Origin of the sequence: Massilia antarctica, from assembly GCF_015689335.1 — a bacterium.
GTDB classification, from domain to species: Bacteria; Pseudomonadota; Gammaproteobacteria; order Burkholderiales; family Burkholderiaceae_D; genus Telluria_A; species Telluria_A antarctica.
Map to the genome: position 1 here is coordinate 2465808 of NZ_CP065053.1, position 13145 is coordinate 2478952.

General features: G+C 62.6%; 12 protein-coding genes. 11 read left to right on the plus strand and 1 reads right to left on the minus strand.

What is annotated here, in order from left to right; all coding sequences use genetic code 11:
- Positions 1–168: 168 nt before the first annotated feature.
- From ssuE to IV454_RS11230, 5 genes are read left to right on the plus strand one after another with little or no spacing between them, the layout of a single operon-like run.
- Positions 169–747, plus strand: a complete 579-nt coding sequence (ssuE, locus tag IV454_RS11210) for an NADPH-dependent FMN reductase (RefSeq protein ID WP_206091514.1) — start codon at positions 169–171, stop codon at positions 745–747.
- Between the two features lie 38 nt (positions 748–785).
- A complete protein-coding gene (locus IV454_RS11215) occupies positions 786–1757 on the plus strand; it encodes a sulfonate ABC transporter substrate-binding protein (protein WP_206091515.1) in 972 nt (323 codons plus the stop codon).
- Between the two features lie 29 nt (positions 1758–1786).
- Complete coding sequence (gene ssuD, locus IV454_RS11220; RefSeq protein WP_206091516.1) at positions 1787–2935, plus strand: FMNH2-dependent alkanesulfonate monooxygenase; 1149 nt, start codon at positions 1787–1789, stop codon at positions 2933–2935.
- Position 2936: 1 nt separating this feature from the next.
- Positions 2937–3731, plus strand: coding sequence for an aliphatic sulfonate ABC transporter permease SsuC (ssuC, locus tag IV454_RS11225; protein WP_206091517.1), 795 nt, complete (start codon positions 2937–2939; stop codon positions 3729–3731).
- An 11-nt stretch (positions 3732–3742) separates the two neighbouring features.
- Entirely contained in the window at positions 3743–4501 is a 759-nt protein-coding gene (locus tag IV454_RS11230) for an ATP-binding cassette domain-containing protein (protein WP_206091518.1), read from the plus strand.
- Between the two features lie 58 nt (positions 4502–4559).
- Here IV454_RS11230 and IV454_RS11235 read toward each other — a convergent pair whose 3' ends face one another.
- Entirely contained in the window at positions 4560–5099 is a 540-nt protein-coding gene (locus IV454_RS11235; protein ID WP_206091519.1) for a hypothetical protein, read from the minus strand.
- 303 nt (positions 5100–5402) lie between these two features.
- On the opposite strand from IV454_RS11235, the gene IV454_RS11240 reads away from it, so the two are divergent.
- From IV454_RS11240 to IV454_RS11265, 6 genes are all read left to right on the plus strand, one after another.
- Positions 5403–6215, plus strand: a complete 813-nt coding sequence (locus IV454_RS11240; protein ID WP_054265980.1) for an endonuclease/exonuclease/phosphatase family protein — start codon at positions 5403–5405, stop codon at positions 6213–6215.
- A gap of 26 nt (positions 6216–6241) precedes the next feature.
- On the plus strand, positions 6242–7402 hold the full coding sequence (gene clsB / locus IV454_RS11245; protein WP_206091520.1) for a cardiolipin synthase ClsB: 1161 nt from the start codon (positions 6242–6244) through the stop codon (positions 7400–7402).
- Entirely contained in the window at positions 7402–7776 is a 375-nt protein-coding gene (locus IV454_RS11250; RefSeq protein WP_206091521.1) for an RNA-binding S4 domain-containing protein, read from the plus strand. The genes clsB and IV454_RS11250 overlap by 1 nt, the downstream gene beginning before the upstream one ends.
- A 248-nt stretch (positions 7777–8024) precedes the next feature.
- A complete protein-coding gene (locus IV454_RS11255) occupies positions 8025–8642 on the plus strand; it encodes a TetR/AcrR family transcriptional regulator (RefSeq protein WP_206091522.1) in 618 nt (205 codons plus the stop codon).
- An 86-nt stretch (positions 8643–8728) separates the two neighbouring features.
- Positions 8729–10519, plus strand: coding sequence for an acyl-CoA dehydrogenase C-terminal domain-containing protein (locus IV454_RS11260; protein ID WP_206091523.1), 1791 nt, complete (start codon positions 8729–8731; stop codon positions 10517–10519).
- A gap of 177 nt (positions 10520–10696) precedes the next feature.
- Complete coding sequence (locus tag IV454_RS11265) at positions 10697–13111, plus strand: 3-hydroxyacyl-CoA dehydrogenase/enoyl-CoA hydratase family protein (RefSeq protein WP_206091524.1); 2415 nt, start codon at positions 10697–10699, stop codon at positions 13109–13111.
- The last annotated feature ends 34 nt before the right edge of the window (positions 13112–13145 follow it).

Genomic DNA, 13145 nt, shown 5'->3' on the forward strand with positions numbered 1-13145 from the left:
GCACCGCCCATGGCGCGCCGTGAACGAAGATATCCGCCCTTCCTTATGCGAAAACCGATGGAACGAAAAGCGCATATCGAAGCGCAAAAGCATTCGTTCCGATTTGTTTGTGTGCGCCGTAGCCTGTGACCATTGCCTTGTTTGACCTCACACCGGATCGGAAAAATCATGAGCGTACTTTTGCTGGGCGGGAGCCCGTCGGTATCGTCGAGCGGCGCGAGGCTGTTGCAGCATGTGGGCGACAAACTCGCCCTGCACGGCCACCGCTGCCATACCCTGCAGGTGCGCGACCTGCCGGCGCAGGCGCTGCTGCACGCGAATTTCGACGACCCGGCCATCGTGCGGGCCACGGCGCTGCTGCTCGATGCCGACGCCATCGTCATCGCCACGCCGGTGTACAAGGCGTCGTACACGGGCATCCTGAAAGCCTTCCTCGACCTGCTGCCGCAAGATGGCCTGGACGGCAAGCTGGTGCTGCCGCTGGCCACCGGCGGCAGCCAGTCGCACATGCTGGTGCTCGATTACGCGCTGCGGCCGGTGCTGGCGTCGCTCTCGGCGCGCTTCATCCTGCCCGGGATTTACGCCACGTCCGACCAGCTGCGCTGGAACGCCGCCACCGGCCTCACGCTCGATCCTCCGATTGCGGCGCGCATGGCGCGCGGCGTCGAGCAGCTCTCGTCGGAGTTGTTCGCACTGCCGCAGCGCCACCTGCAGCCGCGCCACGCCCGGCATTCCCTCGCCGCCTGACTCTTTCAACACACCGCACCATGCAGAAAGACCCCACCATGACTTCGCATCTGGACAAACGCAGCGCGCGCCGCCGCACCCTGGGAATGATGTTCGCCGCCGCCGTTGCTGGCGCCTTGCCCGGCGCGGCCAGGGCGCAGGGTGCAAAGGAAGTGCGCATCGGCTATCAGAAATACGGCACCTTGACGCTCCTCAAAGGGCGCGGCGCCCTGGAAAAGCGGCTGGCTGCCAAGGGGGTGACGGTCAAGTGGACCGAATTTCCGGCCGGCCCGGTGCTGCTGGAAGGGCTCAATGTCGGCAGCATCGACTTCGGCACGGTGGGCGAGGCGCCGCCGATCTTCGCGCAGGCCGCCGGGGCCAATCTGGTCTACGTGGGTAATGAGCCGCCGTCCCCAAGCTCGGAAGCGATTGTCGTGCCCAAGGGTTCGGCGATCCGCACGGTGGCCGATTTGAAAGGCAAGAAGATCGCCCTGAACAAAGGCTCGAACGTGCATTACCTGCTGGTGCGGGCGCTGGAAAAGGCCGGCATCGAATACAAGGATGTGCAGACCGTGTTCCTGCCGCCGGCCGATGCGCGCGCCTCGTTCGAACGCGGCGCCGTCGATGCGTGGGTGATCTGGGACCCGTTCCTGGCGGCCGCCGAAAAGCAGCTCGGCGCCCGCGTGCTGGCCGATGGCAAGGGGCTGGTGTCGAACCATCAGTTCTACCTGGCGGCGCGCCCGTATGCCGAAGCGCAGCCGGAGATCATCCGCATCGTCATCGATGAACTGGCCAAGGTCGACGAGTGGGGACGCCAGAACATCAAGGAGGTCACCGCCATCCTGGCCGCGCAGACGGGCCTGGAGAACAGCATCCTGGAACTGGCGGCGCAGCGCTATTCGTATGGCGTCAGGCCGGTGACGCCGGAAGTCATTCGCGAGCAGCAGAAGATCGCCGACGTCTTTACCAGCCTCAAACTGATTCCGAAGCCGATTGCCGTCAAGGATGCGCAGCTGGCTTTCAAGCTGTAGCACGAGATTAAATACACAGGAGTTTTGTCATGTCCTTGAATGTGTTCTGGTTTATCCCCACCCATGGCGATAGCCGCTATCTTGGTACCAGCAAGGGTGCGCGCAGTGTCGATGCCGACTATCTGCGCCAGGTTGCCGTTGCAGCCGATACCCTCGGCTACGACGGCGTCCTTCTGCCAACCGGGCGTTCCTGCGAGGACGCCTGGGTGGTGGCCTCGTCGCTGATGGCCGTCACGCAGAAGCTCAAGTTCCTGGTGGCGATCCGTCCCGGCCTGTCGACGCCGGGCCTGGCGGTGCGCATGGCGTCGACCTTCGACCGCTTGTCGAACGGGCGCCTGCTGATCAATGTGGTGACGGGCGGAGACCAGGGCGAACTGGAAGCGGACGGCCTGTTCGCCGACCACGGCAAGCGCTACGAAATTTCGGATGAATTTTTCCGCATCTGGCGCGCCACGATGGCGGGCGAGGGCGGTGCGGCCGGCTACGATTTCGAGGGCAAGCACTTGCAGGTCAAGGGCGCGAGGACCTTGTACCCGCCGGTGCAAAAACCGTATCCGCCGCTGTACTTTGGCGGCTCGTCCGAGTCCGCGCACGAACTGGCGGCCGAGCAGATGGATGTGTACCTGACCTGGGGCGAGCCGCCGGCCGCGGTGGCCGAAAAACTGGCCGATATCCGCGCGCGCGCCGCCAAACATGGACGCACTTTGCGCTTCGGGATTCGCCTGCACGTGATCGTGCGCGAAACAAACGAGGCGGCGTGGCGCGCGGCCGACGAATTAATCAGCCATCTCGATGACGATATCATCGCCAAGGCGCAGGCAGCCTTCGCCAGGATGGATTCGGTGGGCCAGCGCCGCATGGCGGCCCTGCACGGCGGCCGGCGCGACCAGCTGGAAGTGTCGCCCAATCTGTGGGCCGGCGTGGGCCTGGTGCGCGGCGGTGCCGGCACCGCGCTGGTGGGCGACGCCGAAACGGTGGCCGCGCGCATGCGCGAATATGCGGACCTGGGCATCGAGACCTTCATCCTGTCCGGTTATCCGCACCTGGAAGAATCGTACCGCTTCGCCGAACTGGTGTTCCCGCTGCTGGGCAAGGGCAAGCAGGCTGGCGAGCAATCGATCACCGGGCCGTTCGGCGAGATGATGGCCAGCGATATTTTGCCGAAGAAGGCGGCCTGAGATGAATACGCGCGGCGCTGCCTTGCGCGCTTCCGCCCCACTGCGGCCATCGGCACTGGCTCCGTGGGCGTTGCCGGTGACCCTGATCCTGGCGTGGCAGGTGGCGGCGCAGGCCGGCTTGCTGTCGAGCCGCATCCTGCCGGAACCGTGGGCCGTGGCCAAGGCGTTCTGGACCCTGGCCGCGTCGGGCGAGCTGTGGCATCACCTGCGCACCAGCCTGTGGCGCGCGGCCACCGGCTTTGCCATCGGCGCCGGGCTGGGCTTGCTGCTTGGATTGCTGAACGGTAGCGTCAAGCGCGCCGAAACCTTGCTCGATACCAGCCTGCAAATGATCCGCAACATCCCGGCGCTCGCGTTGATTCCGCTGGTCATTTTGTGGTTCGGCATCGATGAGACGGCCAAGCTGTTCCTGCTGGCCATCGGCGTGTTTTTCCCGGTGTATATGAATACCTTTCACGGCATCCGCTCGGCCGACCAGGGGTTGATCGAGATGGCGCGCAGCTATGGCTTGTCTGGCTGGCCGCTGTACCGCGATGTGATCTTGCCGGCGGCCCTGCCGGCGATCCTGGTGGGCGTGCGCTTTTCGCTGGGGCTGGTGTGGGTGCTGCTGATCGTGGCGGAAACCATTTCCGCCCAAGCCGGCATCGGCTACATGACCATGAATGCCCGCGAATTCCTGCAGACCGATGTCGTGCTGGTTGGAATTTTGCTGTACGCCCTGCTGGGCAAGGCCGCCGATCTGTTGTCGCGTGTGATGGAAAAGCATTTCTTGCGCTGGAATCCGGCGTACCGCTGATGGGAAACTGCATGCAAATCAATCGTATCGAGGAAAGTACCGTCGGGGCGGCCATCGCGCTGGGGCAGCATGGCGTTGCTGTGTCGCTGCGCGGCGTTGCGAAAAGCTATGCCGGACGCGAAGTGCTGGGAGGAATTGACCTGGACCTTCCGTCCGGCGAGTTCGTGGCCGTGATCGGGCGCAGCGGTTGCGGCAAGAGCACCTTGCTGCGTACCATCGCGCAACTTGAAACACTGGATGCCGGGCAGATCCGCATCGGCGACGGCTTGCGCAATCCGGACGTGCGCATCATGTTCCAGGAAGCGCGCCTGTTGCCGTGGAAGAGCGTGCTGGAGAACGTGGCGCTCGGTCTGCCGGGGTCGCGCGCGCGCGCGGCCGCCGCATTGGAGACGGTCGGCCTGGCCGGGCGGGCTGGCGACTGGCCGACCGAATTGTCCGGCGGGCAGCGTCAGCGCGTGGCACTGGCGCGCGCGCTCGTGCACGAGCCGCAACTATTGCTGCTCGACGAACCGCTGAGCGCGCTCGATGCGCTGACCCGCATCGAGATGCAGCAGCTGATCGAATCGCTATGGCTGGCGCGCGGCTTTACCGCCGTGCTGGTCACGCACGATGTGCAGGAAGCGCTGGCCCTGGCCGACCGCGTGCTGCTGGTCGAGGATGGCCGCATCTCCCTGGACCTGCACGTGGACTTGCCGCGCGCCGGCCGGCGCGGCACGGCGGCCTTTGCCGCGCTGGAGCAGAGCGTTCTTGCGCGTGTGCTGAACAAGTAAGTGCACTGCGGCATGACGGCACGTCAGGGCGCCCGCCGCGATGTCCAGGCAAATAGCGTTACTTCCGCCCGCCGACGTTTGGGGCTTGTTGGCCTTCGGTGGATTGGCGTACGCGCTTAAGCAATGAGTCCAGCGCTACCAAGTCATCTTCGTCCGGGTCCAGATCGCTTGTTTTAATGTTCCGAACGCTGCGCAGCTTCTTTGACTCGATGTGGATTTTGCCGGCGCGGACATGGGCGGGCGACCAGGAAATACTGCCGCCTTCCTGATTGACAACGACCTGCCCGCGCCAATCCGTGAAACGCGGCCCCCATTCGCCGATGCCTTGTTTGAACACCCTTGTCGTACCGCCGGCATCTCCCCAAAAAACCTGCTCCACTTTCACTTCCATGCTCTCGCAGCCGCCGCCGTTGTTAATGCAAACCCATTGGCTTGCGTCGGATTGCGGTTTGCGCGCTTCGCATGGATCCGGACATCCTTCGGCGCCATACGCCAGCAAGACGACCCGCTGCGCCTTGCCCGCCAGTAGAACGTCTTGCGCCGACGCCTGCGACACGGCCACCAGCAGGGCCAGCGCGAGTGGTCTGACATGGTTCATCGCTGCCTCCCGACATGTGAATTTGCGATAGTATTTATATTTACGAAATTTCAACACGCCCTTCGCTTCACACTAGGGCGGGTGTGGCTGGCATCAGTGCCGAGTTCATCCCGCTGAACAACACCCATGCCTGGAACTGATTGGACATCGCGTTTCCGACTGAGTTCACGCAGTCGTTCAGCATATCCGGCGCCGGCGTGCACGCTGCCCGGTCACCTGGCGCCGATCCGCTCCGGGCGGGCAGAAGTGCGCACGATAGAGTTCCTTCTGAAGAACATCCACTGATGGGGTTAGAATGTTCCCATGAAGATTCGTGTCGCTACTTATAATATCCACAAAGGCGTGTCCTCCATCCGGAGCACACCACGCGTGCTGGCCCTGAAAAAGGCTATCGCCCAATTCGACGCCGACGTCGTGTTCCTGCAGGAAGTGCAGGGCAAGCACGACCACAACTCGGCGAAGTTCGGCGATGAGAGCCGTGGCCATCGCCACTGGCCCGAGCGTGCCCAGCACGAGTATTTCGCAGGCGACTCGCATCATTCCGCCTACGGCATGAACGCGGTCTACGATCACGGGCACCACGGCAATGCATTGCTGTCGGCCTATCCCATCGGCGGCACGCACAACCATGACGTGTCCGACCATGCATACGAGCAGCGCGGCATTCTCCACTGCATCCTCGACACGCCCAAATGCCAGGTGCACTGCTACGTAGTCCACCTGGGCCTGTTCGAATCGGGACGCGGACGCCAGACGCAGGCGTTGATCGATTGCGTGAACGCATCGGCGGCGAATGGCGAGCCGGTCATCATCGCGGGCGACTTCAACGACTGGCGCAACAACCTCAGCGACAAGCTGCGCAAGGAACTGGGCGTGGTGGAAGTGTTCGACGAGCTCGGTGCGCGCTCGCGCCTGGGCGACCTGGTGCGCAGCTTTTCGGGCCGCGAAAAGCCGGTGACCCCGGCGCGCACCTTCCCCGCGGCACTGCCTTTTTTCCGCCTCGACCGCATTTATGTGCGCGGTTTCAAGGTCGACACGGCCGAGGTCTTGCATGGGACCTTATGGGCCAAATTGTCCGACCACGCCCCGATCGTGGCCAACCTCAAGCTGGCCTGAGGCTCTGCAACCAACCATGAAGCACTATGCGCTCGGTCCAATACACCGCCCATAACGATATTGCCCTGCTTGAAACCGGACTGGCATTTTTCCCTGCATTGATCGCGGCCATCGACGGCGCTCAGTACGATATTTATTTCGAAACGTATATCTTTGCGGACGACGACACCGGCCGTTCCGTGGCGGACGCCCTGTGCCGCGCGGGCCAGCGCGGGGTCAAGGTGCGCGTGGTCACCGACTGGTGGGGCACCGGACACGCACGCTCGACCGCCCTGGGCGTCGCCTTCGCGGCCGCCAACGTGCGTTTTCGCGCCTTCAACGCCTGGTTCAAGCGCGGCGTGGCACGCACCCACCGCAAGATCGTCGTGGTCGACCGCGCCGTGGCCTTCGTCGGCGGCATCAACGTCAACGACGACTGGTATTGCGATTACGACCCGGGCAAACGCCTGCCGGCGCCGCGCTGGGACTTTGCGGTGCAGGTGCGCGGCCCGCTGGTGGCCGCCATTCACCACGAAATGCAGGCGCAATGGGCGCGCGTGGGCCATCTGGGGCTGATGAAACGGATCGGCCTGTTCCGCGAAATGCGCAAGGACCAGGCGCAGGAGGGCGACAAGCCGATGCAGGCCGCCTTCGTGGTGCGCGACAGCTTGCGCAACCGCCATACGATCCAGCGCGCCTACCTGCACGCGATCGGCCACGCCAAGAAAAGCGTGCTTCTGGTCAATCCCTACTTTGCTCCCGGACACAAATTCCGCAAGGCGCTGGCGATCGCGGCCGAGCGCGGGGTCGAGGTGAAGCTGCTCATCGGCGTGGGCGAAATCAAGCTGCAGGACATGGTGGCGCGCTCGTTCTACCCGAAACTGCTCGACAGCGGGGTCGAGGTCTACGAATACCGCAAGACCCAGCTGCACGCCAAGGTGGCGGTGGTCGACGACGACTGGTCGACGGTGGGGTCGAGCAATTGCGACGGCTTGTCGCTGTTTTTGAACCAGGAAGCCAATGTGGTCGTCAAAGACCATGAATTCGCCCGCACCATGCGCGACCACATCCGGGGCGGAATTGCCGACGGCGTCATGATTTGCCGGGAAGATTTTGAACACGTGGGATGGGTACGACGCTGCGGTTACGAGGTGGCGTATTTTTTCTATAAAATGGCGATGCGGATTTTCGCTATAGGATATGCCTGATGGACAATGTACGAATAGACAAATGGTTATGGGCGGCGCGCTTTTTCAAGACGCGTTCCCTGGCGACGGATGCGGTCGATACGGGCAAGGTGCGCCTCGACGGCGAGCGCATCAAGCCGGCGCGCGCGGTCAAGCTGGACGACAAGCTGAGCATCGATAACGGCGCCGAGACGTGGGAAGTGCGCGTGTTGGGCATTTCCGACGTGCGCGGCGGGGCACCGGTGGCGCGCACCTTGTACGAGGAGACGCAAGAGAGCGTCAGCAAGCGCGAAAATGAGCTGGAAGCGCGCAAGCTGTACCGCGAGCCGGGAACCACCATCAAGGGTCGCCCGACCAAGCGCGACCGGCGTGCGATCAGCAAGGCGGGCGAGTAAGCCACTCGCCATGGTGAGCGCGCCGGTCCCGCCATCGGCGAAGCCACTTCCCGCCAAGCGCCGCTTTGGCGCGCCAGGAACCGTACAAAACACCATTATTGCTGCATTGCAGCAATAGACTCCCACCTCTAAGTTCCCGTTTGACATTTGCCTTGTAGTGGATAATAGTACGAGCGTTCGGATTTATATTCAACGGGTCGCATTTTCAACTACCAACGGGACCATCTATTAACACTTCAGTCAAATTCATGCGCAAGGGCGAGCTCACGCGGGCAGCCATTCTGGACGTCGCGCTCGACCTCGCCAGCCGCGACGGTCTCGAAGGGCTGACGATCGGTTTGCTCGCGGACAAGATGAACATGAGCAAGTCGGGGGTATTCGCGCACTTCGGTTCGCGCGAAGACTTGCAGATGGAAGTGCTCAAGCTCTACCACCACCGTTTCGAGCAGGAAGTGTTTTTCCCGAGCGTCAAGGAAGCCCGCGGCCTGTCGCGCCTGAAAGCCATGTATGCCCGCTGGATCAAGCGCGTGAGCGTCGAAATCGCGTCCGGCTGCATCTATATCAGTGGCGCCGTCGAGTACGATGACCGCCCGGGCCCGATCCGCGAAGAACTGGTGTCGATGGTGCGTGCGTGGCAGGGAGCGCTGCTAAGATGTGTGGAGCAGACCATCGAGTGCGGCGACCTCAAGGCGGATACCGACGCCAGCCAGATGGTCTACGAGATGTATGGCCTGATCCTGGCGCTGCACCACGATGCGCGTTTCCTGCGTCGGCCGGGCAGCGTCGATCGCGCGCGCAGCGGCTTCGAGCGCCTGATCATGAATTACCAGAATCCATCCAAGAATCAAGCGAATCAAGCGCAGTAAGCGAATCAAGCAATCGAGTCATCACCTTGCCGGGTCCAGCACGTCGCTGGCCTGGTCACCAACCATACGTTCGTCAGGAGAAAATCATGGGTCAATACGTCGCGCCAATTCGGGATATGCAGTTCGTGCTGCACGAGTTCCTCAATGTATCCGACGAATTGAAGCAGTTGCCGAAATTCGAAGATGTCGACGCCGACATCATCAACCAGGTGCTGGAAGAGGGTGCCAAGTTCACGCAGGACGTGCTGTTCCCGCTGAACCACTCGGGCGACCGCGAAGGCTGCCACTATGATGCGGCGACCAAGTCGGTGACCACGCCAAAAGGCTTCAAGGAAGCCTACAAGCAGTACGTCGAAGGCGGCTGGGCTGCGCTCGCGTGCGACCCGGAATACGGCGGCCAGGGCTTGCCGGTCGTGCTGAACAACTCGTTCTACGAAATGCTCAACTCCTCCAACCAGGCCTGGTCGATGTACCCTGGCCTGTCGCACGGCGCCTACGAGTGCCTGCTGGAGCACGGCACCGACGAACAGAAAAAAACCTACCTGCCGAAACTGGTCTCGGGCGAATGGACCGGCACCATGTGCCTGACCGAATCGCACTGCGGCACCGACCTGGGCATGCTGCGTTCGAAAGCGCTGCCGCAGGACGACGGTTCGTGGCTGATCACCGGCTCGAAGATCTTCATCTCGGCCGGCGAACATGACGTCGCCGAAAACATCCTGCACCTGGTGCTGGCAAGGGTGCCGGACGCACCGGAAGGCTCGAAAGGCATTTCGCTGTTCTTGGTACCGAAGTTCCTGCCGAACGCGGACGGCACCCTGGGCGAGCGCAATCCGATTTTCTGCGGCGCGATCGAAGAAAAAATGGGCATCCACGGTAACTCGACCTGCCAGATGAACCTGGACGGCGCAAAAGGCTGGATCATCGGCCAGCCGAACAAGGGCTTGAATGCCATGTTCGTGTTCATGAACGCGGCCCGCCTTGGTGTGGGCATGCAGTCGCTCGGCCTGACCGAAGTGGCGTACCAGAACGCGCTGGTGTACGCGAAAGACCGCATCCAGATGCGCAGCCTGTCGGGTGTCAAAGCTCCTGAAAAACAAGCCGACCCGATCATCGTGCACGCCGACGTGCGCCGCATGCTGCTCACCGCCAAGGCCTACGCCGAAGGCGCGCGCGCTTTCACCTCGTACGCCGCGCTGCAGATCGACCGCGAACTGCATCACCCCGACGAAGAAGTGCGCAAGGACGCCGCCGACGAAGTCGCGCTGCTCACGCCAGTGATCAAGGCCTTCATCACCGACAACGGCTGGATCGCGACCTCGGAAGCGATGCAGGTCTTCGGCGGCCACGGTTACATCTCCGAGTGGGGCATGGAGCAGTATGTGCGCGACGCGCGCATCAACCTGATTTACGAAGGCACCAACACGATCCAGTCGCTCGACCTGCTGGGCCGCAAAGTCCTGATGGACAACGGCGCCAAGCTGCGCAAGTTCGGCGAGAAGATCAAGAACTTCGTCGAAGAAAACGGCACCGACGAAGCACTGTCGGAGTTCATCACGCCGCTGGGCGACCTGGGCGACAAGGTCACCAAGCTGACCATGGAAATCGGCATGAAGGCGTTCCAGAATCCGGATGAAGTGGGCGCGGCGGCGGTTCCTTACCTGCGCGTTGTCGGTCACCTGATCTACAGCTATTTCTTCGCGCAGATGGCGAAGATCGCGCTGGCCAAGGAAGACTCGGGCGACAACTTCTACAAAGCCAAACTGGCGACCGCGCGTTTTTACTTCGCCCGTCTGCAGCCTGAAACGGCAATGCTGATCCGCCAGGCGCGTTCCGGCTCGGCCAACCTGATGGCGCTCGACGCCGACTTGTTCTAATAAGCTGAGTGCTCCCGGCGGCCAGCGGCACCCGCACCGTCGTTCCCGCGCAGGCGGGAACCCAAGTTCGCAGCGTATCGACGAACTTGGGCCTCCGCCTTCGCGGGGGCGACGGATGCAGGCGGCGCGAGGTGACGGGAACGACGAAGCAGCAAACCTGAAAATCAAAGGAAAGCCATGACCAATTTCATCGTTAAAAAAGTCGCCGTGCTCGGCGCCGGCGTGATGGGTGCGCAGATCGCTGCCCACTGCGTCAACGCCAAGGTACCGGTCGTCCTGTTCGACCTGCCGGCAAAGCCCGAGCATGTCTCGGGCGGCAACAGCAAAAATGCCATCGTCCAGCGCGCCATCGACAACCTGAAAAAACTCAGCCCTGCGCCACTCGGTAACAAGGACGACGCAGCGCTGATCGAAATCGCCAACTACGAAGACAACCTCGACCTGCTGGCCGGCTGCGACCTGATCATCGAAGCGATCGCCGAACGCATGGACTGGAAGCACGACCTGTATAAAAAAGTCGCTCCGCACATCGCGCCAAACGCGATCTTCGCCTCGAACACCTCGGGCCTGTCGATCACCACCTTGGCCGACGGCTTCGACGCCGAACTGAAAGCGCGCTTCTGCGGCGTTCACTTCTTCAATCCGCCGCGCTACATGCACCTGGTCGAAATCATCCCGACCGAGTCGACCAAGCCTGAAATCGTCGACCAGCTCGAAGGCTTCCTGACCACTACCCTGGGCAAGGGCGTCGTGCGCGCCAAGGACACCCCGAACTTCATCGCCAACCGTGTCGGTATCTTCGGCATGCTGGCGATCATCCACGAAGCCGAACAATTCGGCCTGACCGTGGACGTGGTCGACGACCTGACCGGTGCCAAGCTCGGTCGCGCCAAGTCGGGCACCTTCCGTACCGCCGACGTGGTCGGCTTGGACACGATGGGCCATGTGATCAAGACCATGCAGGACAACCTGGCCGACGATCCCTTCTTCGCCGTCTACAAAACCCCCGAAGTGCTGGCCAAGCTGGTCGCCGCGGGTGCGCTCGGCCAGAAAGCCGGCGCCGGTTTCTACAAAAAAGTCGGCAAGGAGATCCAGCGCCTCGACTTCGCCACCGGTAACTACGTCGCCGGCGGCGGCAAGGCAGCCGACATCGTGGCCCGCATCCTGAAAGAAAAGGATCCGGTCAAGAAGATGAAAGCGCTGCGCGAATCGACCAACCCGCAAGGCCAGTTCCTGTGGGCGATCTTCCGCGACGCCTTCCACTACATCGCCGTGCATCTGGGTTCCATCGCCGACAACGCGCGCGACGTCGACTTCGCCATGCGCTGGGGCTTCGGCTGGAACGTCGGTCCTTTCGAGACATGGCAGGCATCGGGCTGGACCCAGATCGCCAACTGGGTCAAGGAAGACATCGACGCCGGCAAGGCACTGTGCTCGGCTCCATTGCCGGCATGGGTCTTCGAAGGCCAGGTTGCAGAGAAGGGTGTGCACACCGCTGAAGGTTCGTACTCCGCCTCCAAAAACGCTTACGTGCCGCGTTCCACCCTGGCCGTGTACGAGCGCCAGCCGTTCCGCGCACCGGTGCTGGGCGCCGGCGCTGCCGACGGCAAGACCGCCGGCGTGACCTTCCACGAAGACGACTCGGTGCGCATCTGGCACCAGAACGACGACGTGCTGATCATCTCGCTCAAGACCAAGATGCACGTCATCGGCGAAGGCGTGATCAACGGCCTGAAAATGGCGCAAGCCGAAGCTGAGAAAAACTTCAAGGGCCTGGTCATCTGGAACACCGACGCAGCCGAAGGCGGGGCCTTCTCGGCCGGCGCCGACCTGCAATCGGCACTGCCATTGTTCATGCAAGGCGGCGCCAAGGCCATGGAGCCAGGTATCGCGCTGCTGCAGGATACCTTCATGGCGATGAAATATTCGAGCGTTCCGGTCATCGCCGCGGTGGCGGGCCTGGCGCTGGGTGGCGGCTGCGAAATGGCGCTGCACGCGTCCAAGCGCGTCGCCTCCATCGAGTCGTACATCGGCCTGGTGGAAGTGGGTGTTGGCCTGATTCCTGCCGGTGGCGGCCTGAAAGAAGCGGCTGCACGCGCTTCGAATGAAGCCAAGGGTTCGGACATCCTGCACTTCCTGAAAACGGGCTTCACCAACGCCGCAACCGCCAACGTGTCGAAATCGGCGCTGGAAGCGAAAGCGATGGGCTACCTGAAGGAAGACGACGTCATCGTCTTCAACCCGTACGAACTGCTGCACGTGGCGAAAGTCGAAGCGCGCGCGATGTTCGACGCCGGCTACCGTCCTCCGATGAAGAAGACGATCACCGCGACGGGCCGCTACGGCTGGGCGACCATCCGTGCGCAACTGGTCAACATGCGCGACGGCGGCTTCATCTCTGCCCACGATTACAAGCTGGGCGACATGATCGCCGAGATCGTGACCGGTGGCGACATCGACCAGGGCAGCCAGTTGAGCGAGCAGTGGTTCCTCGACATGGAGCGCAAGGCATTCCTCGAACTGCTGAATCATCCGAAATCCCAGGAACGGATCATGGGCATGATGCAAACCGGTAAACCGGTACGCAACTGATCGACCGGCAATGTCGATCCTGACCCTGGCGTTT